The organism is Segatella sp. (assembly GCF_977051555.1).
Window position 1 is genome coordinate 1 of sequence record NZ_CDRSSE010000041.1, and the last position, 24,908, is coordinate 24,908.

Here is a 24,908-nt window from a genome sequence, read left to right on the forward strand (position 1 = left end):
TTACCTTGCTGCTGTCCTTATCATGCACGATGCGATAGTTGTGGATGAAATCCGGAGTATCATGCGCAAAGATATCATTCACAAGATTCAAGGAATATACGGGTTGCAACTCACTGTATTTTCCTCCTTTTTTAGTTTGACTCACATAGAGCTTAGACGCATTGAACAGTACTCGCTGCTGGAAAGCGTCAGACCATTCCATCTGCATTTCCACGCAGAACTTCCTGCCTCTGGCATCTGTGCAGAGTACGTCCACAATGGTGTTCTTGCCCCCTTCGAGCTGGGGTACAAGTTCTGTAGGCAGATACTTTATTTCGTGTATCTGCTCCTCTTCGCTGAGTGGCAGGAGGGCGTTCAGAAGGCTGATCAGTCTTTTAGGATGATTGCCGAATATCTTCTTGAACGTAAGGTCCGCCTTAGGGTCTAAGTACTTCATAACCATCTGTTTTAAAATTCTCTGCCGCAAAGTTACGACTTTATTTTCAAACTCGCAAGAGATTTCCGGGAAAAGTTGCTGAAAAAGTTAGAGATGTTGATTGTTGAATGGTCTATATGCCACGATGAACAGGTGGCGTATAGACCCTTGATTATAGGATGATATTTGTAATCTACATCTCCGCTTTCAGCAGCTTCATCTCCTCTGCCGAGGAATGTTGCTACACGCTATTAAAAAGCTTTATTAATGGATTTTATTCGGTATCAGCGAAAAGAAATAAAACATTTTATTCGTTGCTGCCGAATAAAAAATACCATTTTTATTTTGTGGTATCGAATAAATTTTGTACTTTTGCCGCAAAAAGTAAGTATATGGAAAAGGAATTGTTTCGAGCGATAATAGCTGAGAACCAAGAATATATAGGTCGTATTCCTTTGGTACAGCGTCCTCTAGACCTGGAGGAGTATGGTAATTATGTGTTTGTTGGAGTAAGGCAAGCAGGAAAATCCTATTTGCTATACCAGAGAATTCAGCAATTGCTGGCAAATGGAGTTGAGATAGAAAATATTGTATATATCAACTTTGACGATGAACGCTTGCAGGGAATGTCGGTAACAGACTTAGACCTTATATTGCAAGCCTATCATAGCATGTACGACAGTCAGCCCATCTTCTTTTTTGATGAGATACAGAATGTGGAAGGGTGGGCAAACTTTGCACGCCGTCTTGCCAACCAAAAATATCGCATCTATATCACTGGCAGCAATGCCAAAATGCTGAGTCGAGACATAGAGACTGTATTGGGAGGAAGATACCTGGATATCAGCGTGTTTCCATATAGCTTTTCAGAATATCTGAAAGCTGTTGGAGTGTTGCTTTCTAAGAATTGGCAATATGGACGAAAAGCAAATGAACTGCAGCGCCATTTCCGAACCTACTTCGATTGGGGTGGGTTCCCTGAGCTTGTGCATTTTCAAGAAAAGAGAGTATGGCTAAACAGCTTGTATAATCGTATTTTCTTTAATGACCTGGTGGTTCGTCACAAGGTAAAGAACGAGGATGCCTTACGCCTTTGTGTAAGAAGATTGGCAGAAAGCGTGAAACAACCCTGCTCCTTGAACCGTTTGAGTAATCTGATAAAAGCAACCGGTACTTCATGTAGCCCATCAACGGTAATGGAGTATGTTCGTTATCTGCAGGAATCATGTTTGTTGATTTCTATCGATAATTATGTTTCCAAGTTCGTAGAGAAAGAAACAATTAAAAAACATTATTTTGTGGATAATGGACTGCTGCATCTTTTCATCAACAATCCGAATACCTCTTTGCTGGAGAATCTTTGCGCAATTACATTGTATAAGAAATACGGCAAGGGCTTATACTATTACAATAAAAACATAGAGGTGGATTTCTATGTGCCTGATGAGGGACTGGCTGTACAGGCGAGCTATCAGATGAGCGACGGAGAAACCATAGAGCGGGAAGTGAAAGCATTAGTAGCCTTGCATGGTTTGTATCCTCTGAAACGAGCCATGATAATCACCTACGAGGATGAGGGGGAGATTGTGCGTGATGGACTCAAGATAGAGATAAGACCAGCATGGAAATGGGGGTTGAGTAGTGAGCGTTGAATGTTGAATGGGCTATATGCCACGATGAACAGGTGGTGTATAGACCCTTCATAGTGTCTTGAAACCTATTGGGTGGATGATATTACTTAAAAACGCCTTCTTAATCGAAAAATATGGCATAAGGATGCTTCTTAATCGAAAAATATGACTATCTGTGCAGAAAAATAAACGTTTAATTGAAAAATATGGCACAAAAATTATATTTTTTATGAATTGCTCAGATTCTTAATGATTTCCAAAGGGAGCTGTATCACACTTCAGTCAAGCAACTCAAGTAGTTCAGTAAGCGAGTTCAGACATCTCTGTTAGCTGATGCATATGTCTCGATAAGCCTACGGATACGGCTCCGTTAGCTTACGCAGTCATATCCTTACCCCGATGCAGTCATATCCTTAACCCAGCGCAGCCATATTCATAACCCAGCGCAGCCATATCCTTAACCCAGCACAGCCATATATGTAACCCAGCGTAGCCTTCATATGAACAAATTTTTTTGTAATTATCTATCATCTGTTACGGTTTCAAGCGGAGAAACACTTCGTTTCATCCTGTGAAACGAACCGATACGTGTGGTACCCGCTTTTCGCCCTGTGGCAAGGGATTTTGCTTTACTCGTAAACAAATTCGGTTTCTTTTGCATAACGATAAGCAGAAAAACGTGATAGATAACCCTAAATCGTGATGGATAGCGTGATGGATATTGTAAATATCTTATCAATCTATCACGCTATATAGCATATATAACAGTCTTATTATCAAATAATTAGAGTTTTTGAAATGGAAAACGTGATGGATGTGAGGGATAAAAAGAGAAAAAACTTTTCTAGGCGTATGCATTACGCCTAGAAAATGTGTATTGTTTCTTGAGTTATTTCAGATATTCTCCGAAATCTGTCAGTCTCATGTCGCCCTTCTTCAGGAAGGTATCGTGCATGGCGAGGGCGGCACGCATGCTCTGTGGCTCGTGGCCCTTCTCGGCAAACTTCAGATACTCACGGAGCATCGGACGGTAATCTGGGTGCGCACAGTTTTCGATAATCTCCTTGGCACGGCGCAACGGACCCTTACCACGTAGATCGGCTACTCCCTGTTCGGTGACAATCACATCCACATCATGCTCTGTACTATCCACATGACTGCACATCGGAACGATGGCAGAGATGCAGCCGTTCTTGGTGGTACTCTGCGTGGTGAAGATAGAGATGAAACCATTGCGCTCGTAATCGCAGGAACCGCCGATACCATTCATCAGCTTGCTGCCGCAGATATGGCTGGAGTTTTCATTGCCGTAGATATCGCACTCGATGGCGGTGTTCATGGCGATGACACCCAGTCGGCGGATGACCTCAGGAGAGTTCGAAATCTCGCTCTGGCGGATGGTGAGATGCTGTTTGAAGTAATCAATATCATCATACACCTCTTTCAGCGTATCGTTGGTTACGGTGAGCGAAGAGCAGGAAGCATCCTTGATTCTTCCCTCACGCATGTATTTTACTACGGCATCCTGAACCACCTCGGTATAAACGCTGAATACCGGCACGTTAGGATTCTGGCCCAATGCCTCAAGAACAGCATTGGAAGTTACGCCCACTCCGCTCTGCAAAGGCAGGAACTGAGGAGGAATATGCCCCTTCTTCAGGTCGCTGACCAGAAAGTCAGCCACGTTGTGTCCCATCTGTTCGGTTACAGGGTCGAGCGGCTTGAAGGCACGAGCCTCTTCCGGGATGTTGCATTCTACCACACCGATAATCTTGCGAGCATCAATCTCCACATACTCCTTACCGATTCTATCACCTACGTTCATGATAGGAATAGGGGTGCGGAATGGGCATTCTGCTATCTCGTATACATCGTGCAGATAGCGGGAGGCAGGACTGTGGAAGGTATTCTTCTCGATGAGCACCTTCTTGGCAAGGCGGGCGATGGTAGGCACGATGCCGCCGGCAGAGGTCAGAAAAGCCTTGCAGGTGGTTTCGCCTTCTTCCAAATCAGAAACTTCGATGATGGCAAGGTCTATTTCGCCATAGAAACCACGGCGCAGGCGCTCAGCCATGTGGCCGAGGTGCATATCCTCATAATCAATCTCGCCCAGGTTGGTATGAGTTCTAAAGTCCTTGTTGGTAGAAAATGGCGCACGGAACTTGATGGCATGGGCTGCCGCCATGTCACCTTCGATACTCTGCGAGGTAGAAGCACCTGTGAGGATGCCCACCTGGAAAGGTCTGCCCGCCTCGTGCTCAGCCACGGCTCTCTTGGAGAGTTCGCGGAAGGTTGCCTTAGGCACGCCGTTTGGTGTGAAACCACTCAATCCGATTGTATCTTGATCGTTAATCATCGCTGCCGCTTCGGCAGCACTCAATCTTGTATATGCCATTTTCTAACTTACTTTTAATACTCATTAGCGGAACTGATAGCCGCATGCTAAATAATTGATAACTGTTTGCGGCTGCAAAGTTACACATTATTTTCGATATAAGCTAATAATTTGATAATTTTATGCAAATAATAGCTAAAATACTTACGATTCGTGAATAGTTATGCAGAATTCACTTGCTTTATGCAAAAAGATAGCGGAAAGTTTGGTACTCTCAACAATTCGCCGTATCTTTGTCGTCAGGAAGAGACGGCGCAAGAATAGGAATATTCCGACAATAAAAAGCAAAAAGAGAGGCATGGTTCCATTATGCGAAAACCACGCCTCTTTTTGCTATATTTCATTGACAGTTATAACCCTTGCCACATGACCCTTCGGTCAATCTACCATTTCCACCACTTCTTTTACAGGATGTTCTTTCAAGAACTCTCCCCATGTGGTATGAACTACTTTTAATTTATTATTTTCTTTCATATCTACAAGTGCTTAATATAGATCAGTATAGAAGAACAAGTTCATCAGTCCCCACAATAATGTTCCCAATCTATCTCGTTCAGGTATTTCTCCACTTGAGCCTTGATTTCGGGAATATTCTCCTTTGCTGTTGCCCAAAGAATACGAGGCAACACCTGCGAATAACCATGCACCAAAACATGGCGCATACCTTCCACCTGTTTCCAAGGAATCTCTGGGTGACTTGCCTTGAATTCCTTGGTCAGCATATAAGCAGCCTCGCCTACTATCTCTACATTTTTCATCGTTGCAAAATAGACTAAAATATTTGAGGAAAACTCCTCAAAATCTATCCCATCAATGATTTTGAGTACGTTGGAAGAATACTCCACAATATCTTCCAATCTTCCTTTATCCCTAACTAGCTCTCTCATATACCAAGATTTTATCTCGTTCCACACTCTCCTGAGCATACGGACGCAAAGAGCCATCAACTACCAAGTCAACTTCACGACCTAGCAATTGCTTCAAATCCTCATACATTCCTCCATGGGTAAGCAAAGTAAATGAACCATGCTCAAAATCGGGGACAAAGAGAATATCTATATCGCTCTGAGCCCTTTCTTCACCACGAGCAAAAGACCCAAAAATCCATGCCTTCAACACAGGCTTCCTAGACATATAGTCATGGATTATACGTATAATTTGATATCTATCCATATTTACCTCCTCTTTTTAAATAGTAATCACGCTGCAAATATACACCTTTTATTTTTTATCTCCAAACATTCCTGCCTAAAAGTGCAAGCCTACCTAAAAAATATCATCTTAAATGGCTCTACTTTCGAATAAAAGTTGTACTCTTGCAATACCATTTTGGCTCTAAATATGTTAAAATTACCACTTAGAGCCACTTTCTTGCCCATTCGTTTGGCTTTAAGTGGTATTTTTATATATTTGCAGCCAAATATAGCGGCATCATACAGAGAGAATTGACCATGGAAGATCTGTTCCATTGATATTTTCGGGGCATTTAATAACATTTTGCGAATGATTTGTCGGATATGTCAGAAAAATGAGTTAACTTTGCACTCAAAATATAAATAATATAAAAGAAAGGTTCATACAAGATGGAACAGAAATTACTGATTTACAACACTCTCACTCGTACGAAAGAGAGATTCACTCCGCTCCACGCTCCTAACGTGGGCATGTATGTTTGTGGCCCTACCGTGTATGGCGATCCGCATCTCGGTCATGCACGACCAGCCATCACATTCGATATACTCTTCCGCTATCTCAAGCACCTGGGCTATAAGGTTCGCTACGTTAGAAACATTACCGACGTGGGTCACCTGGAGCACGATGCTGATGAGGGCGATGACAAGATTGAGAAGAAGGCTCGCTTGGAACAGTTGGAGCCAATGGAGATTGCACAGTACTATACCAACCGCTACCACGATGCCATGGAAGCGCTGAACGTACTCCCTCCTAGCATTGAGCCTCATGCCACAGGCCATATCATTGAACAGGAGAAACTGGTACAGGAAATCCTGGACAATGGCTATGCCTACGAGAGCAACGGCTCTATCTACTTCGATATCGAGAAGTATAACAAGGATCATAAGTACGGCATCCTCTCCGGCCGTAACCTGGAGAACGTCATCAACGAGAGCCGCGAACTGGCTGGTATCGGCGAGAAGAAGAACCAGGCTGACTTTGCTCTCTGGAAGAAGGCTTCTCCTGAGCATATCATGCGCTGGCCTAGTCCTTGGAGCGATGGATTCCCAGGATGGCACTGCGAGTGTACAGCGATGGGCAGAAAGTATCTGGGCAGCCACTTCGACATTCACGGTGGTGGCATGGATTTGATTTTCCCTCACCACGAGTGCGAGATTGCACAGGCTGTGGCTTCTCAGGGCGACCAGATGGTTCGTTACTGGATGCACAACAATATGATTACCATCAACGGCCAGAAGATGGGTAAGAGTTTGGGCAACTTCATCACTTTGGAGCAGTTCTTCACTGGCAATCACGACAGTTTGGAGCAGGCTTATTCGCCAATGACCATCCGCTTCTTCATCCTCTCTGCCCACTACCGCAGCACCGTAGATTTCTCTAACGATGCCTTGAAGGCTAGCCAGAAGGGATTGGAGCGCCTGATGAACGGTTTGAACGACCTGGAGCGTGTACCTGTGGCTAAGCAGAGCGATGAGCAGGTGAAGAAGTTTGTAAGCGAATTGCGCCAGCGCTGCTACGATGCGATGAACGATGACTTCCAGACTCAGCTCGTTATCAGCTATCTCTTCGAGGCTTGCCACGTCATCAATACTGCCCTCGACCATAAGGCAAACATCTCTGCCGAAGACCTGAAGGAGCTTTCAGATACCATGCAACTCTTCACCTTCGACTTGCTCGGTTTGAAGAGCGAGAAGGGTGCCAACAACGATGCCCGCGAAGAGGCTTATGGCAAGGTAGTAGATATGGTTCTCAACCTGCGTGCCAAGGCTAAGGCTGATAAGGATTGGGCTACCAGCGACCAGATTCGCGATGCCCTGGCTGAAGCCGGATTCGAGGTAAAGGACACCAAGGATGGTGTTACCTGGAAACTGAACAAATAATATTTTTTAAAAGAGGGTGCATCATCAACTTATGACGCACCCTCTTTTTATTTTTGCGCTGCCGAAGAATTCTTCTTCTTTGCAGCAAGTGAATCTTTCTGTCTGCTAGATGTGGAATCGCGCAACATCTTATCCTTCACTTTCTTATATTCCTTATACTCTTTTTCGTAATAATGGGCAAAGTTGGCGAAAGGCTCTGTCGTTACCTCATCGCTCGATGCCGTATAGGTATTTCCGTAAGGATCGGATGCCTTGATGATGATTCGGGCATTCGGATTCCTAGGAGTATAATAATATAGGTGGTTCATGATGAGATAACCGTTGCCCTTGCTCACGAAACGATAGGATACACTCTCGCTGTATTTATGATGATAGCCGGCGGCAAAGGCATCCTGACCCTTTCCGCTGAGGCGACCCATCAGATACTCCTTGCCATCCTCTACGGCTACTACACGCCAATGACTGGTAGCATTGAAGACATTGGCTACCAGGATATTCCTGTTGTTTGCCAACTGCCAATCCCTAGCGTATTTCTCGCCGTTGAAATCGGTCTGCGCACGGAACAAGGTCATCTGCTTGCTCTTATCCCAGTAGGTTCCCTTGTAATAACAGTTGCTGATGCTGGTACCCACAAAACTGTATACATAATATCCGTTCGGGGTGCCGCAGATATTGATGTTCGACTGCCATATATTGCCACAGGCAGCAGCATGGCAATGCTCCATCACATCCTCGCCCTCATACTTGATTTCGTGGTTACAGGCAAAATGGGTATGTCCGCAGAAGAGTTCGTATCCTCCCTTAAACTGCTTCAGCAAAGAGAGTAGGAGAGAGAGACGAGAAGAAGAATAGTGTCCCTCCTCATGGACATTGGTCAGCGGCTTCGCCTTGCTGAAAGGCGCATTACCAAAGGTAAAAGGAATATGATAACAGAGTACCACCTTCATATCCTTTGGCGTGAGGGCGAGATTCTGCTTCAGCCATTTTACTTGGCGCTCACGTAATTCTCCAGGAGAATAATAGGACATGCCGCGATGGAAGAAGCAGTTGTTGATGCAGACATAATGCACATCACCACGGTTGAAGGAAAAATCGGTAGGACCGAAATTCTCCTCCCATTTCTTACGATAGAGTGCCTTGCCATCCTGGTCGTGATTGCCGATGACGGAGAAGAGGCGCATCTCTGAAGAGCCCAATGCCTCACGTATCTGTCGCTCCAGTTTGGCGTTGTAACCGCCATAATACTGCACATCATCACCCATGCTGAGTCCATATACAGGAGTTCCGGCTGGAAGACTCTGGATGGTCTGTCTGATATCCGCCATCGTCTGGGTGGTGAATCTTTCTACATCACTCTTCTTGATGGGGTTATCATCGGGAGAAGTATAGTAAGGGCTGTAGGCATTGGTAACCTGTGGGTCGCCGATGACAATCATCTTATAGTGTACTTCCTTGCCGCCCGGCAGTCGGGTGAGGGTGAAGTTATAGGTTTTCTTCCCCTTGGAAACCTTCTGGTAGAAGTAAGCCGTGCGATCGGTCTTAGAATGGGTAGGAACCTCGCAATCGGCTGGAACAGAATAGTAAATGAATCTGGCCAGACTATCTCGCTTCATCTTATATCTGCCCTGCGCATCGGTTTTCACACAGTTGAATCCATCGCTCACGATAACGCCAGCCACTCCCTTCCCCTCCTTATCTCTTAACGTTCCGGAGATATTGAAATCCATCTTCTTCACAGGTTTTTTCTTCAGCGTATCTGCAGGCTGTGGCTTGAGCCGGAGAACCGGTGGGTTTTTCACCAGGTTCTGTATCTGTTTCTTGGGGTAGAGCAAGTGCAAGGTGATGCCTATTGCCACGAGCGCGCAGCAAGCAACCGTCAGTACCCCTATGTATAATTGTTTCTTTTTCATGAGTACAAAAGTACGGCTTTATTATGGTAATGCAGCATATATTCATTTAAAAAACTCTAAATATTACCTTAGGGTAACTTACCTTAGGGTAATATTTTGTAACTTTGTACTAAATTACTAGGAATATGGCAAAATATCTATCACCATTTCTCCTCGCAAGCCGTGAAACAAATCTATAATCTTGGTAATCCGAATACGATTGTCAAGAACAGGAAAACTCTCCAGAACAAAGATATTATCGAAAAGCAAAACGATGCTTTTGGTTTTGTTGATCCGATATACCGGCTGTGGTTTAAGGAGGAGTATTGTAGATAGAAACTATGTAAATTAAAAGAAATAATATAAGGAGAAAAAAGATAATGGCAAACGATAATAAAGGTCTTACACCGATGATGAGACAGTTTTTCGAGATGAAATCGAAACATCCCGAAGCGCTGCTGCTCTTCCGTTGCGGTGACTTCTACGAAACTTACTGCGAAGATGCGGTGGAGGCATCCCGTATACTCGGTATTACGCTGACCCGACGCAACAATGGCGGTTCTACGGGCACGACCGAGATGGCTGGATTCCCTCATCATGCTCTGGACACCTATCTGCCTAAACTTATCAGGGCAGGAAAGCGCGTGGCGGTATGCGACCAGTTGGAAGACCCGAAGAAGAAACGACTCGAAATAAAAGGTAAGAAGGGACTGAGCCAGATGGACAAGATGGTGAAGCGCGGTATTACCGAACTCGTTACACCGGGTGTGGCGATGGGAGATAACGTGCTGAACTACAAGGAGAACAACTTCCTGGCAGCCGTACACTTCGGCAAGACCGCCTGCGGTGTGAGCTTTCTGGATATCTCGACCGGAGAATTCCTGACCGGCGAGGGAACCTACGACTATGTAGAGAAACTGATGGGCAACTTCATGCCGAAAGAGGTGCTCTACGACCGTGCCCGCAAGAACGACTTCGAGAAATATTTCGGCAGCAAATACTGTACCTTCGAACTGGACGACTGGGTTTTCACTGAACAGACAGCCCTGCAGAAACTCCTGGGACATTTCAAGACCAAATCTCTGAAAGGTTTCGGTGTAGAGCATCTCAAGAACGGCGTGATAGCCAGTGGTGCCATCATGCAGTATCTCGAGATTACCCAGCATACACAGATTAATCATATCACCGCCCTTTCACGTATCGAAGAAGATAAGTTTGTGCGTATGGACCGGTTTACCATCCGCAGTCTGGAACTGGTTGCCCCTATGCAGGAAGACGGTTCTTCGCTCCTGAATGTTATCGACCGTACGGTAACGGCGATGGGCGGACGTATGCTCCGCCGCTGGCTGGTCTTCCCGTTGAAGGACGTGAAACCTATCAACGAGCGCCTCGACATCGTGGAATATTTCTTCAAGGAACCGGAATTCCGACAGCTTCTGGATGACCAGCTGCACCGCATCGGTGATCTGGAGCGTATCATCTCCAAAGTAGCCGTGGGCAGAGTTTCACCTCGCGAAGTGGTACAGCTGAAGAATGCACTCGAAGCCATCAAGCCTATCAAGGTGGCATGTCAGCATGCTACGAACGAGGCACTGAAAAGGGTAGGCGAGCAGCTGAACGTATGCGAGACACTGAAAGACCGCATTGCCAGGGAAATACAGCCCGATCCGCCACAGCTGGTCAATAAGGGTGACGTGATAGCCGACGGATTCAATGCCGAACTCGACGACCTTCGTGCCATCAGCCGCCACGGCAAGGATTATCTGCTCAAGATACAGGAAAGGGAGATAGAAAAGACAGGAATCTCGAGTCTGAAGGTAGGTTACAACAATGTCTTCGGATACTATTTGGAGGTGAGAAATACCTTTAAGGACAAGGTGCCTGAGGAGTGGATACGCAAGCAGACGCTGGCTCAGGCAGAACGTTATATCACCCAGGAACTGAAGGAATATGAGGAAAAGATTCTCGGTGCTGATGAGAAGATTCTGGTATTGGAAGCGCAGCTCTTCAACGAACTGATAGCTGCCATGCAAGAGTATATTCCTCAGATACAGATCAATGCCAACCTCATCGCCCGTATGGACTGTCTTTTGTCATTCGCCAAGACATCTGACGAGAACCGCTACGTGCGCCCTATCATCGATGATTCTGAGGTGCTCGACATCAAGCAGGGCAGGCATCCGGTGATTGAAACCCAACTGCCGCTGGGCGAACGCTATGTACCTAACGATGTGCTGCTCGATACCGAGAAACAGCAGATCATGATGATTACAGGTCCTAACATGGCTGGTAAATCGGCTCTGCTGCGCCAGACTGCCCTTATCGTGCTGCTGGCACAGGTAGGCTGTTTCGTGCCCGCAGAGAGCGCTAGAGTGGGACTGGTGGATAAAATCTTCACCCGTGTAGGTGCAAGCGACAATATATCGCTCGGCGAATCAACCTTCATGGTAGAGATGACCGAGGCGGCGAACATCCTGAACAACGTTTCTCCGCGCTCGCTGGTGCTCTTTGATGAGCTGGGAAGAGGTACATCTACCTACGACGGTATTTCCATCGCCTGGGCTATCGTGGAATATCTGCACGAATATAAGAAGGCGCAAGCACGTACGCTCTTTGCTACCCACTATCATGAGTTGAACGAGATGGAGAAGAACTTCCCTCGCATCAAGAACTTCAATGTGAGTGTGAGAGAGGTGGACGGAAAGGTAATCTTCCTGCGTAAACTGGAACCGGGAGGCAGTGAGCACTCTTTCGGTATCCATGTGGCAGAGATTGCCGGTATGCCTCGCAGCATCGTGAACCGTGCCAATGTGATTCTCAAGCAGTTGGAGGATGACAATGCCGGGGTAGGCGGTGCCGGTAAACCGAACGTTCAGCATATCGATGAACCTAAGGATGGTGTGCAGCTCAGTTTCTTCCAGCTCGATGATCCTGTACTGACGCAGATACGTGATGAAATACTCGGGTTAGATGTGAACAATCTTACTCCGGTAGAGGCATTGAACAAACTCAATGACATCAAGAAGATTCTGCTGGGAAGATAAAATATAAATCCCTCCCCGTGGCAGCAGATGCTGTTGCACGAGGAGGGATTTTTTGATAAAAATAAACGGTCAAATATTATTTTGCCTCTACGTTCTTTTCTTTCGCTCTCTTTGTGCTGGAAGCGATGCTCCATACACCGGCGATGATGAGCGGAATGCTCAATATCTGTCCCATATCCATAGGCAGACCAGCCTCGAATGCCACCTGGATCTCCTTCGTATATTCGATGAAGAAACGGAAGGTGAAGATGAGGGTAAGGCATAGACCGAAATAGAAACCGGTGCCAACGCTCTTAGGTCCTCTCTTCTTGTAGATGAAGAGGATGAGGAGGAAGAAGCAGAAATATGCCAAAGCCTCGTAGAGCTGACCCGGATGGCGTGGATACTGGTCTTCGCGAACGAAGATAAACGCCCAAGGCACATCGGTTACCTTGCCGATAATCTCTGAATTCATCAGATTGCCCAAACGGATGAAGGTGGCTGTAATGCCTGAGCAGATACCCATATTATCGAGCACTACCCAGCCGCTCACCTTCATGTTGCGGCAATAGAGCCAGATGCCGATGAACATGCCGAATACGCCTCCGTGGCTCGCCAGTCCCTCATAACCCGTAAACTTCCAGCTGCCGTCTGGCATGTGGTGAACAGGTATCAGCATCTCGATGAAGTGATCCCACTGGGTGAGGAAATATTCCGGCTGATAGAAGATGCAATGTCCCAAACGGCCACCTATCAGTACACCGAAGAAGATGTAGAGAAACAGTGGGGAGAACTTCTCATCTGAGAGCCCCTGCTGCTTGTAGAGCTTGCTCATGAGCAGATAGCCCAGCAGCAGACCAATCATCCAGCAGGTGGAGTAGTAGCGGATGGTCATAGGACCCAGATGAGCCAGAATAGGATCCGGGTCCCATACGATATAGTTAAGCAGATTTGCTATCATAACCGTAGAAGAATAGGATTATACATTGAAGCGGAAGTGCATGATGTCGCCATCCTGTACGACGTATTCCTTACCCTCGATGCCGAGCTTGCCTGCCTCGCGTACAGCAGCTTCAGAGCCATACTTGATATAGTCATCATATTTGATAACCTCTGCACGGATGAATCCCTTCTCGAAGTCGGTGTGGATGACGCCGGCACACTGAGGAGCCTTCCAGCCCTTGTGATAGGTCCATGCCTTTACCTCCATCTCACCAGCAGTGATGAATGTTTCGAGGTTCAGCAGGGCGTATGCCTTCTTGATGAGTCGGTTTACGCCGCTCTCTTCCAGTCCGAGTTCTTCGAGGAACATCAGTTTGTCCTCGTAGGTTTCGAGCGATGCGATGTCTTCCTCTGTCTTGGCAGCGATGACCATGCACTCAGCACCTTCTTCCTTGGCGATTTCCTCTACCTTCTTGCTATACTCGTTGCCGGTCTTGGCAGAAGCCTCGTCAACATTGGCAACATAGAGTACTGGCTTGGTAGTGAGGAGGAAGAGGTCGTGAGCCACCTTCTGCTCTTCCTTGCTTTCGAAAGTTACGCCACGGGCGTTCCTTCCCTGCTCCAATTCGGCCTTGTAAGCCTCCAGAACGGTAACCATCGTCTTAGCATCCTTGTTGCCTGCAGCAGCAGTTTTCTTCTGCTTGGCGAGCTGAGATTCGATAGTTTCCAGGTCCTTGAGCTGCAACTCTGTATCGATAACGCTCTTATCCTCCAGAGGGTCAACCTTAGCGCCACCTTCGCGCACGATGTTGTCATCGTCGAAGCAGCGGATTACGTGGATGATAGCATCGCACTCACGGATATTTCCCAAGAATTTATTACCAAGACCTTCGCCCTTGCTGGCACCCTTAACGAGACCTGCGATATCCACGATTTCGCAAGTAGCTGGGACGATGCGTCCTGGGTGAACAATCTCGGCCAACTTGTTGAGTCGCTCATCAGGTACGGTGATGACGCCCAAGTTTGGTTCGATAGTACAGAAAGGGAAGTTAGCTGCCTGTGCCTTTGCACTAGACAGACAGTTGAACAGTGTAGACTTACCCACGTTTGGGAGGCCTACAATACCACATTTTAATGCCATTTTATCTTTAAACGTTTAAATTTCCGGTGCAAAGTTACACATTATAAATGAAAGATACGAAGAAATCGTGGAAAATTAACTAAAAATCATAGATGTGCGGAAGAATCAACGATGGTAAACCGACAGAAACGCTTGAGGAAGCGCAACGATATAGGTGAAGACGTTGGAATATACGGGAGAGGTGCCTGAAAAATATTACATAAGTCTTTGGGATATATAGGATAAGTTGTTGGAAGAGATAGGATAAATTGCTGGAAGAGATACCTTCTGCAACCGCACAACAACTGTTGTGCGATTGCACATCACCTGTTGTGCGCATGCATAACAGCTGATGTGCGGGCGTAGTTCAGTTGTTGTGCGATGAATTTCTTAGAACTATGGTGATCATTTTGCTGACATCAGCAAAATGATTGAATAATATAGAGTTTATTTTGCGAATAGTTTCCCTATGAGATTCAAGAGATTAGAGACAGTCTCTTTGCTCTCCACAGGTATCTTGATGGAGGTCGCTCCTGTCTGCTCGTCTTGCTCAACGATGGAATCAACCAGCTGGGCAGTGGCTTCTGGCGACTTTAATGTTTCGGCTAAGCCTGAGAGGAAAGATATTCCTTGGGCTACCAAATCCTTTGGCTGACTTGAGCGATTAGTGACGGATTCTCTGTTCGAAGATGAATTCGTTTGCTGTTGGATAGAAACCTCTTCTTTATTCTCGTCAGATTTATGTTCGTCGCGAGCCTTGTCTGTTTCCAAATCCTTAGGATTGATAGTTGCAAAGCTTTCCTCGGCTTTTGGCTTTTCTGTCTGACCTTCGGAATCATTAACGGTATCAGTATCCTTGACTTTCTTGACTTTCTCTGTTTCTTCATTCTCTTCTACCATACCGCTTACAGTCTCCATCATCTTGCTGAACTTATCATCTGTGATGAATACGGAATCTTCGCCATCATCTAGAACGCCCTCAAACATGGAGGTCTTGAAACGCAATTTACTGAGCATTTCCTGTTCAATGGAATCTGGTGTTACAAGATTGATAACCTGGATGTTGTTCTCCTGCCCAAGGCGATAGATGCGACCGATACGCTGTTCGAGAACGGCAGGATTCCAAGGCAAATCGATGTTGATGATGGTTGCGGCTGACTGCAGGTTCAGGCCTGTGCTTCCGGCATCGGTAGAGAGGAAAACCCGGCTCGATGGTTCGTTCATGAAATTATCTACCAGATTTTTGCGCTTTTCGGATGGCACGCCACCGTGTAGATATTCAAAGCCTATTTCCTTTTTCTCCAGTTCCTTGGCGATGAGGCGGGTCATGCGTTCCCACTGACTGAATACCACAACCTTTTCACCTTCCTCGCTGATGATGTCGTTGATGATGTTCACGCATTCATCCACCTTGGTATCGTATCTCGTATTTTGGTCGAGGATATAACTGCTGTCACATACCATGCGCATCTGTGAGAGGAAGAGCAGGAGACGCTTGCGGTCTTTATCGGACAGGAAATGCATCCTGCGCCATTTCAGAACTAGGATACGTACCTGGTTCTGCCACTCCTGATGCATCTCCATCTGCTCGTTGGTCATCGGGATGAAAAGGTTCTTGTCTGAACGCTCAGGCATCTGAAGTTTCACATCCTTCTTGCGACGACGAATGAGGATATCGCCCAACTTCTTGCCAATATCGTTTAAGTTCTTATAACCTAGTACTTTTCCTGTTTCATCAGTAATGATATGCTTGTCTTTGAAGAGGTAGTAAGGGGCAAGGCGGAAATTATCAACAAACTCCACGATAGAGTAGAGTTCGTCGAGCTTGTTCTCCAATGGGGTACCGGATAGAATTACGGAGTAATCTGATTCTATCTTTCTTGCCGCACGGGAAATCTGCGTGTTCCAGTTTTTCAGGCGCTGCACCTCGTCCATGATGAGCATATCGGTTTGCAAACTGCCGAGTATCTTGATGTCATTGGCGGCACTATTATAGGAAATAATCTTGTAAGGTTCCGGGCGATTGTACGCTTCCTTTCTCTTGAGATGACTTCCCTCTATGACGAAGACTTCGGCATCAGTAAACTTCTTGATTTCACTTCGCCACTGGTATTTGAGCGAGGTTGGGCAGAGGATGAGTACAGAGCCAATAAGACCTTCCTTGCGTAACAGTTCGGCAGTACCGATAGCTTGGATTGTCTTTCCGAGACCCATCTCGTCGGCAATGATAGCCTTTCCTGCCTTTGCAGCAAAGCGGATGCCCTCTTTCTGGTAAGGATAGAGGTTTACTTTCAGGAGATTGTCGAGTTTTTCATCATCGTATGTCTTCACAATCTTCTTTCTTTTCGCTTTTTCGCGAATATCGATGATAAAGTCAATGGCATCTTTATAGCATCTGAATGTATCGCTGATTTGGCGAGCTTGTTTCAAGAAAGAGCCAATGCGGGCATAGGCTGACTTCTTCAAGACGTGGTTCTTGTCAAAGTAATCCTTGGCTAACTGTTCGTATGCCTCCTTGTTGTCTGAGCCGATACGAATCTTTACGCATCGCTCATCCCGATAGGAAAGATAGACAGAAGTATAAGGTGGCAATTCCCGATGCACATGCACGCCCCTCTTTCCGCCAAACCATTTCTTGACGGCTTCGATATGTTTGCAAGTGCCGAGTCTCGAAGTCTTGAAATCCATGCAGGAACAATAATTCCATTCACTGTTGGCTCCACGATACACCACCTTATATTCGTTGTTCTTTTCAGGGTTGCGAACGATGTACTCTCCAGGGCAAAGGGCATCATCAACACAACTGATATCGAAGTGCTCGATATCGGTCACCTGCTTGCGCAGTTTGATTTGCCATTCCTTCAAAGTCATATTTTCTGGTTTCACGATATGCGAAACCTTGACTTTCTTCTTGGTGGTCTTTTTGGTGCTGTTGCCGTCTTGACCAGCTGTCTGCTTATTGTTCTTTGCCATTGGTGTATTACTTTAAATATATTGGATACAAAGTTACACATTATAAATGAAAGATACAAAGAAATCGTGGAAAATTAACTAAAAAAGGCATCCACAGGGGTAGTGGATGCCTTTATGATAGCATTTTTTAGAGATTCTTTTCGAATTGCTTCAATACATCACATCGGGTGGTGTAGCTATCCACGATTTCCGGATGTTGACGGCTGAATTGGCTCCATTCTATCATCGCCTGATATTGAGCGGATTGTGACTGTAGAAGCTTCTGCTCGTTCCAGTTGGCATCGTATGTTATCTTAAACCATGGATCGATGCCGATGGATGAGAGGGCATAGAGCGAATGATAACGAAGCGTAAGGTTGCTGCTTTGCTTGCTTACCTTTAGATATTTCTGAGCGATAGCTGCGAAATCGGCTTCGCCTGTGCGGGCACTATCAGCTACGCTCTTGCCATAGTGGGTAAGATACCAGCAGTCGCCATAGCAGGATGCCTGGTAATAGCGGGTGGCAAGCTCATAGGCAAGCTTTTCTCTGACTTCGCCCTCGCGAGCCACATTGTATTGACTGATGAGCTGGTTCATCTCCTGGCAGAATTTCCACTTAGGGTTCTCCTTCAGGTGGGCATAACTGCCCTGGATGCTCCACATATCCGAATCATTCACCTTCTGGTGGTTGAACCAGTAAGGCACAGCATAGCTGCGCTTCTCGGCATAGAAACTGATGGCCTGGTTGTTGATGAACTTCAAGGATACATCCTTCTGCCAGCGGACAGCTTCGCCAAAGTTACCCTCGGCAAGATACTTGGTGCCTATCATGTCCTTGAAGAAATCGGCATTGCGATAGAGCGACTGGCAGACGTATTGCTGAAAGGCATCCTGATGCTGAGCGGTGATGAAGCGATAGTAATCAGCAAGTTGCTGTGCAGAGAGAGAATCGAGACGAAGGGCGTATTCTGAAGAATAACGGTATCGGCTGATGTATTCTTCATCCTGTTGCTCCTTGTAGAAGGTTCGCATGTAGGCATCCATCATGCCATACATCGCCGTAGCCATGCTTTCGTAATCTCTGCCGGCTTCCTGCCGGTTTTCCTTTTTCGCCTTATCTGCCATCGTCTTGAACCGATTGTACAGGGCGCGGTAAGCCACACGCTCCTTCACCTCTACATAGTGAATGTCGGGATTGGTGAAATCATCCTTTTTCTGGCTTTCTCCCTTCGCTCTTGGGTTTTCTCCCTTCGCTCTTGGGTTTTCTCCCTTCGCCATTTCGTTGAGCCATTTGAATTCGCCAACCAGATATTGTGGGTAATCGCTATCCACCTGTGCATTTCGGGTAGAAACCAGGAGTCGGATGGCTCTTGCATTATCTTTCATTCGCTGCGTGCCATCTAGCTTGATGGCTTCGGTGCTTTCCTTCCAAGCTTCTTGCTGGTAACCATAAAGGTAATGGAGCATGGCGGTGGCAGAACGCCACAGGCAAGGATTCTGTGTCTTGCCTTCTGCGATGACCTTGTTGACGAAAGTGATGAAGCTGAGAGCCTCTTTCTGATAGATAATCTTGGCGCCTATTTCCTCAATCCATTCCTTGTCTATTGGGTTCTGGTTGCGGCTGTCTATCGTCTGCTGACAGTTGTTCACGAAATCCTGCACCAGATAGGTGAGCATTGCCGAGTTCGGGTTCTTGAGATAAATGCTCTGGATGCCCGCAAGATTACGATAGTTTCGGGCGAGCACTCTGATGCTTGCCATATCTCCCTGTTCGGCATAGATTTCGAGTGCCTGCTGATGTTTCCCTGTTTTCCACAAAGCTCTGGCATAAATGTTGCGCATTGCTTCCCGCCATGGTGACTTGGGAAGTCGGGAGGCAATGGCATTCCAATAGGTGATGTTCTGCTGGTGGAATCCCTTCATCATGTTGGTACGCATACGGAGCAGGGCATACTGACTCTTGAGTTGGGTGCCTTTATAAATTTTTGCGACATTGTTGAGCTGGGTCAGCGATTGCTGTATCTGCAGTCGTTCTTGCTTCGAGGCGTAGTTCCAGGCATTGGGATTCAGTTTCTCGCAGTCATCCAGGTAGGCATTCAGGCTTCTCAGGTAAGAAAGCATTCCTGCATCTTTCTTACTTTGGGCTACTTTCTGAATATCCTCCTTGTTCCATCTGTAGAAGGATAAGTTGGTGGAAGATGTATTGCCGGCATACTTCTGCCAGTAGCTGGCGATGTCGTAGAGATACGCCGGCGAAGTCTGGTCGCGATTGAACACGCTGAACATATAGTAGTTGTGATCTGAGTATTCGGCAACGCAGGCGTTGGCGTGGGTGCTAAATGCTGCTGCCATCACTCCTATGATTAAAAATCTTTTCATAATCTTCTGAGTTAAATCGGTTGATATTATCGGTGTTGAGGTCGAAGAGAATGACCTCGCTGTTGATGTCTTCATTCTGGTGATTGATGCTTCTTACGGCTTCCATGATGTCGCTCATTTCGGGTTTTCTTACTATGATGCTGTCGCTTGGCAATACGGGGAAATCATCATCTGCATGCATGATGCCTACGAATTTTCCTTCTCTAAAGAGAACTCGCCAACTGAAGAGTGGATAGGCGGCAGAAAGTGGTAACGGATAATTGCTCAGATGCTGGATGTAAGGAGCCACATCCTTCATGTCGAGTATCGGCTTTTGGCAGCTTAGCTGTTTTACATCGCCCGTATTATACATCATCAGGATGCCTCTATCCACAGGGGGTGGGGGCATCGAGAGCTGGTGTAACCGGATGGTGGCTGACAGCTGTATCTGCTTGTCTTTGGCTTTCTCCTTTAAATAATGGAGGAATTCAAAATAAGCTTCTTGCGTTGATGCTGTCCAGTCGCAGTCTATCTGAATCTCTTTTACGTTCTCAATGTCATTGGCTTCGTTCATCTGAAGGATGCGGTTCAGAATCTTATCTGCGAGTTGCCGGGGTGTTTCATCTGAAGATTTCCTGTCCGACTTGTCGCTGCTGTTAGGAATCGTCTTGGTATTTGCTTTAAAACAGTCGTTCACGATATAGACAACGGGGATAATCTCCATTCCTTTCGGCATCAGAGATTCTTTCTCCTTTTCTTCGGCTGTCATATTCTCTTCGGTTGTATCAAATTGCAGGGTAGCATTGGGCATGATTTCTCCATCAGCATCCCTTACCACATCAAAGAATCTAACGTAGAGTCGCTTGATATGGTGTTTCTGGATGAAGTTCATCTTGCTGCTGTCCATCTGCCATGTTGTACTCCAATAGTAGGCGGAGCGCAGGGTTTCTGCTGCTTTATCTTGTGAACAGGAAATCTGACAGATGCAGGTGAATAATGCTGGCAGCAAGGATATTGATGTAAGATTATTCCATATTCTTCTCATCATCTATAGCGTTTTGTCGGCAAAGATAGATATTTTCTGGCGAATGTGGTAAGAAATGAGATGTAAATAAAGTTAAAAAGGTCTCATGTCATATTCCCTACGTTGGGAAAACAGCATGAGACCTTTTGTTGGTATGATGGTTTTTATCCTTCAATTACCCCCTTCCACAATCCGTGGAGATTGCAGTATTCTCGAGCCGTAACATCCTTGGCTTCTGCGCTTGTCATGAAGATGGCCTCTGGCTTTTCGCCCGGTTTCAACTCATGGCGGAGTACATCGGTAGGGGTGAGCAATTCTATCCATTGGATGTAATGTTCTGGGAGCATCGGATGCTCCATGCTTCCTACTGTTACGCGGTAACCGCCCTCGATAGGTTCTATCACAGGCACGTGCTTCTCCCTGGCGCCATCGCTGGTGTTTTCCTTCATCAGTTTCATCGGCTCTCCACAGCAGCTGAGCACGGCTCCTGGGTTTACTACTTCTACCACGTTGCCACAAACCTGGCAGCGGTAGATTTCTCTAATTTTTGTCATAATGGTTCCTCCTTGTTTAATATTTGAGTTGCCTGAATATCTGGCATTTCATTCGGATGATTCCTTTATGAGGATATCCTTCGGCTGATTCCTTTATGAGAATTTCCTTCGGTAATTCCCCAAAAGAGACTTATTCCTCTACAGGGCTGAAATCTTCCTTGCCTACTCCGCAAAGAGGGCAAACCCAATCATCTGGGATATCCTCGAATGCTGTACCTGGAGCGATGCCGCCCTCTGGATCACCCACTTCTGGATCATAAATCCAACCACACACGTCGCAAACATATTTCTTCATAATGTTCCTTTCTTTCTTAATTTGATTGATTACTGTATATATTTACTATTTGTCATACAGATGCTTCTGCATATCTGTCTGATTTACAATGCAAATATACACTTTATTTCTGAAACAACCAAATTAATTTGGAAATATTATAATTTTATTATCCTTTTTAATCTAAATAACGGAAGATTTCAAGATATACTTGACTTATTTGTCTTTAAGTGGTATTTTGGTAAAAGGTTTTGATTGAAGATTTTGATTGTTTCATGTGGAACATCCTGAAAAAGAAAAGCTCGCAAGATGATTCGTTTGGTATCTTGCGAGCTTCTTTGTATTTAAGTTGCCTTGCGGTTTCTGCGGCCGCTTTCTGTTTTTTTCTAATGTGCTTCTAGCCAGTTGTTTCCCCATCCGGCATCAGCAACCAGAGGCACGCTGAGCTGGTAGGCATTCTGCATCTCTTCTACCACAATCTTCTCTACCTTTTCCTTCTCTTCCGGGAAGACGGAGAAGTTGAGTTCGTCATGCACCTGGATAATCATCTTGCTCCTGATGCCTTCTGCTCTGAATCGGTTGAAGATGCGAATCATTGCCACCTTGATGATGTCTGCTTCAGAGCCCTGGATAGGGGCATTGATGGCATTGCGCTCGGCAAATCCTCTTACTGTACCATTCTTGCTGTTAATGTCCGGCAGGTAGCGACGGCGGTGGAAGAGAGTTTCGGCATAGCCTTTCTCTCTTGCCATTTCCTTTGCCTTCTCCATGTAAGCCTGAACACCAGGGAAGGTGCGGAAGTAGTCTTCTATGATCTGCTTTGCCTCCCGGTTTTCGATGTTCATGCGCTGGGCAAGACCGAAGGTCGTGATGCCGTAGATGATGCCGAAGTTGGCTGTTTTTGCCTTCTTGCGCTGTGCATCTGTTACCTCTTTGATGTCTTCATGCCAAATCTTGGCAGCTGTAGCTGCGTGAATATCAGAGCCTTCACGGAATGCTTCTACCATGTTCGGATCCTGGCTCAGGTGTGCCATGATGCGAAGTTCTATCTGTGAATAGTCGGCAGAGAAGAACAGGCAGCCTGGTTCTGGGATGAAGCATCTGCGTATCTCCTTGCCATCGTCATCGCGTACTGGAATATTCTGCAGGTTCGGATCACTTGAAGAAAGACGGCCTGTGGCTGTGATGGCCTGGTTGAATGAGGCGTGAATGTGACCGGTGCGAGGGTTGATAAGCTTTGGAAGGGCATCTATGTAGGTACCCAAAAGTTTCTTTAAACCTCTGTAGTTCAGTATCTCATCGATGATCGGACTCTTGCTGCGCAGCTGCTGAAGTACTTCTTCGCTTGTTACGTACTGGCCCGTCTTCGTCTTCTTAGGCTTCTCTACAATCTTCATCTTTCCGAAGAGAATTTCTCCAACCTGGCGTGGAGAAGCGATGTTGAACGATTCTCCTGCCAACTCATAGATATGATGTTCTATCTCGTTGAGTCGGTTGGTGAGTTTCTCGGATGTTTCCTTCAGGGTATCGGTATCGATGCACACTCCTGTCATCTCCATGTGGGCAAGAACCGGAACCAGTGGCATTTCTACATTCCAGAACAGATCTTCACAATCTATCTCTTTGAGTTTCGGTTCGAGCACATTTTTCAATCTCAATGTGATGTCGGCATCCTCGGCAGCATATTCGTAAATATCTGATGGGGCGAGATCGCGCATCGACTTCTGGTTCTTTCCCTTCGGACCAATCAGTTCTTCGATGTGGATGGTCTGATAGTTGAGGAATACTTCTGCCAAGTAATCCATGTTGTGGTAAAGTTCTGGCTGGATGAGATAGTGGGCGAGCATCGTATCGAACATCTTGCCCTGAATCTCTATGCCGTAGTTCATCAACACCTCGTAATCGTATTTGATGTTCTGTCCCACTTTCAGGATTTCCGGGTTCTCGTAGAGAGGTTTGAAGATGTTTACGATTTTTAAGGCTTCTTCACGATTTGCCGGAATTGCTACGTAGAAAGCCTCTTTTTCCTTTACGGCAAAGCTCAAACCCACCAATTCTGCATCAATAGCAGCGGTAGATGTGGTCTCTGTGTCTAGACTGAGAATATTGAATGTCAATAAATAGTCATAAAGTTTCCTTGCATCTCCTTCTGTATCAATGAGTTTATATGAATGAGAGGTCGTTTTAATGGTCTCAAAACTCGCGTTTTTTGACTCTTCCTTACCATCGGCAGGCTGTGCGCCAAATAAATCGAGCTCTCCTGTAGGCTTTGTTTGCACCTTTTTAGGTTTGTTAAGAACTCGATTAGCAAACGACTTAAATTCTAACTCGGTGAAGATTTCATCCAATTTTGTATTGTCTGGCTCTACCCGTTTCAAATCTTCCATCTTGATCTCTACCGGAACATCGGTTCGTATGGTTGCCAGGAACTTTGACATCCTGATATCTTCTACAGCACCCTCCACTTTTTCGCGGAGCTTGCCTTTCACTTGAGAAGAGTTCTCGATAAGACCTTCTACACTACCGAACTCGTTGATAAGTTTGATGGCTGTCTTTTCTCCCACGCCCGGACAGCCTGGGAAGTTATCAGCTGAGTCGCCCATCAGAGCAAGGAGGTCGATAACCTGGAGTGGGGAAGTAATGCTGTATTTCTCTTCAATTTCCTGTACGCCCAACTTTTCGTATCCACCGCCATGACGGGGACGGAACATGAAAACATTGTTACGAACCAGTTGTGCGTAATCCTTATCGGGTGTGAGCATGTAGGTTTCCATCCCCTTTTCACCTGCCTTCAAGGCAACGGTTCCGATGATATCATCTGCCTCGAAACCATCTACCTGAAGGATAGGGATATGATATGCCTCCAGGATATTTTTGATGATAGGCACAGAGAGTTTGATGTCTTCCGGTGTCTCTTCTCGTTGAGCTTTATATGCAGGGAAAGCCTCATGACGGAAGGTCTTGCCATGGTCGAAAGCCACCGCAATATGGGTAGGTTTCTCCTTGGTAAGTATCTCGTTGAGGGTATTGCAGAACCCCATTACACACGAAGTATTGAGTCCCTTCGAATTGATTCGAGGGGCTTTCATAAAGGCGTAATACGACCTATAAATGAGCGCATACGCGTCTAAAAGGAACAATTTATCCATAATATTCATTTTTGTGGTGTAAAATTACTAAAAAAATGCGATATTTCAAGAAGAATTGATTAATTTTGTAACAAATTTCAGAAATTAAGTAGATTTACTCACATATA

Annotated in this window: 16 protein-coding genes; 3 read left to right on the forward strand and 13 right to left on the reverse strand. The window is 46.0% G+C overall.

Translation table 11 applies throughout. The features are described from left to right. Positions 1 to 442: Rpn family recombination-promoting nuclease/putative transposase (locus tag ACWJAO_RS09980; protein WP_449140139.1), on the reverse strand; the 442-nt coding region annotated here is incomplete at its 3' end. A 365-nt stretch (positions 443 to 807) separates the two neighbouring features. Between ACWJAO_RS09980 and ACWJAO_RS09985 the strand changes: the two genes are divergently transcribed. Next, the gene (locus tag ACWJAO_RS09985) at positions 808 to 2,067 is read left to right on the forward strand and encodes an ATP-binding protein (protein ID WP_449140140.1); all 1,260 of its coding nucleotides are present in this window, start codon (positions 808 to 810) and stop codon (positions 2,065 to 2,067) included. 868 nt (positions 2,068 to 2,935) lie between these two features. Here the strand turns inward: ACWJAO_RS09985 and ACWJAO_RS09990 are convergent. From ACWJAO_RS09990 to ACWJAO_RS10000, 3 genes are all read right to left on the reverse strand, one after another. After that, a complete protein-coding gene (locus tag ACWJAO_RS09990; RefSeq protein WP_449140141.1) occupies positions 2,936 to 4,441 on the reverse strand; it encodes an acetyl-CoA hydrolase/transferase C-terminal domain-containing protein in 1,506 nt (501 codons plus the stop codon). Between the two features lie 518 nt (positions 4,442 to 4,959). After that, positions 4,960 to 5,328, reverse strand: a complete 369-nt coding sequence (locus ACWJAO_RS09995) for a HepT-like ribonuclease domain-containing protein (RefSeq protein WP_449140142.1) — start codon at positions 5,326 to 5,328, stop codon at positions 4,960 to 4,962. Beyond that, positions 5,312 to 5,575 carry a nucleotidyltransferase family protein gene (locus ACWJAO_RS10000; RefSeq protein WP_449140143.1) on the reverse strand — a complete coding sequence of 88 codons (264 nt, stop codon included), beginning with the start codon at positions 5,573 to 5,575 and terminating at the stop codon, positions 5,312 to 5,314. The genes ACWJAO_RS09995 and ACWJAO_RS10000 overlap by 17 nt, the downstream gene beginning before the upstream one ends. Positions 5,576 to 6,024: 449 nt before the next feature. Here ACWJAO_RS10000 and cysS point away from each other — a divergent pair, with 449 nt between their 5' ends. Beyond that, on the forward strand, positions 6,025 to 7,515 hold the full coding sequence (gene cysS, locus ACWJAO_RS10005; RefSeq protein WP_153124890.1) for a cysteine--tRNA ligase: 1,491 nt from the start codon (positions 6,025 to 6,027) through the stop codon (positions 7,513 to 7,515). Between the two features lie 47 nt (positions 7,516 to 7,562). Here cysS and ACWJAO_RS10010 read toward each other — a convergent pair whose 3' ends face one another. After that, positions 7,563 to 9,425 carry a calcineurin-like phosphoesterase C-terminal domain-containing protein gene (locus ACWJAO_RS10010; RefSeq protein ID WP_449140144.1) on the reverse strand — a complete coding sequence of 621 codons (1,863 nt, stop codon included), beginning with the start codon at positions 9,423 to 9,425 and terminating at the stop codon, positions 7,563 to 7,565. 359 nt (positions 9,426 to 9,784) lie between these two features. Between ACWJAO_RS10010 and mutS the strand changes: the two genes are divergently transcribed. Continuing rightward, positions 9,785 to 12,448: a DNA mismatch repair protein MutS gene (gene mutS / locus ACWJAO_RS10015; RefSeq protein WP_449140145.1), complete on the forward strand. Its 2,664-nt coding sequence runs from the start codon at positions 9,785 to 9,787 to the stop codon at positions 12,446 to 12,448. A 76-nt stretch (positions 12,449 to 12,524) separates the two neighbouring features. Here mutS and lgt read toward each other — a convergent pair whose 3' ends face one another. The 8 genes from lgt to polA form a co-directional block, all read right to left on the reverse strand. Then, a complete protein-coding gene (gene lgt, locus ACWJAO_RS10020; protein WP_449140146.1) occupies positions 12,525 to 13,388 on the reverse strand; it encodes a prolipoprotein diacylglyceryl transferase in 864 nt (287 codons plus the stop codon). Positions 13,389 to 13,406: 18 nt separating this feature from the next. Then, positions 13,407 to 14,510: a redox-regulated ATPase YchF gene (gene ychF, locus ACWJAO_RS10025; protein WP_153138311.1), complete on the reverse strand. Its 1,104-nt coding sequence runs from the start codon at positions 14,508 to 14,510 to the stop codon at positions 13,407 to 13,409. A gap of 426 nt (positions 14,511 to 14,936) precedes the next feature. Beyond that, positions 14,937 to 17,462, reverse strand: a complete 2,526-nt coding sequence (locus ACWJAO_RS10030; protein WP_449140147.1) for a DEAD/DEAH box helicase — start codon at positions 17,460 to 17,462, stop codon at positions 14,937 to 14,939. Positions 17,463 to 17,589: 127 nt separating this feature from the next. After that, positions 17,590 to 19,821 carry a hypothetical protein gene (locus tag ACWJAO_RS10035; protein WP_449140148.1) on the reverse strand — a complete coding sequence of 744 codons (2,232 nt, stop codon included), beginning with the start codon at positions 19,819 to 19,821 and terminating at the stop codon, positions 17,590 to 17,592. Continuing rightward, positions 19,778 to 20,848 (reverse strand): hypothetical protein, encoded by a 1,071-nt coding sequence (locus ACWJAO_RS10040; RefSeq protein ID WP_449140149.1) that lies wholly within the window; start codon positions 20,846 to 20,848, stop codon positions 19,778 to 19,780. Before ACWJAO_RS10040 ends, ACWJAO_RS10035 begins: the two co-directional genes overlap by 44 nt. A 140-nt stretch (positions 20,849 to 20,988) precedes the next feature. Beyond that, a complete protein-coding gene (locus ACWJAO_RS10045; protein ID WP_449140150.1) occupies positions 20,989 to 21,378 on the reverse strand; it encodes a desulfoferrodoxin in 390 nt (129 codons plus the stop codon). A 130-nt stretch (positions 21,379 to 21,508) separates the two neighbouring features. Then, positions 21,509 to 21,673 (reverse strand): rubredoxin, encoded by a 165-nt coding sequence (gene rd, locus ACWJAO_RS10050; protein WP_022120120.1) that lies wholly within the window; start codon positions 21,671 to 21,673, stop codon positions 21,509 to 21,511. A 365-nt stretch (positions 21,674 to 22,038) separates the two neighbouring features. Further along, a complete protein-coding gene (gene polA / locus ACWJAO_RS10055) occupies positions 22,039 to 24,801 on the reverse strand; it encodes a DNA polymerase I (protein WP_449140151.1) in 2,763 nt (920 codons plus the stop codon). Positions 24,802 to 24,908 lie beyond the last annotated feature (107 nt).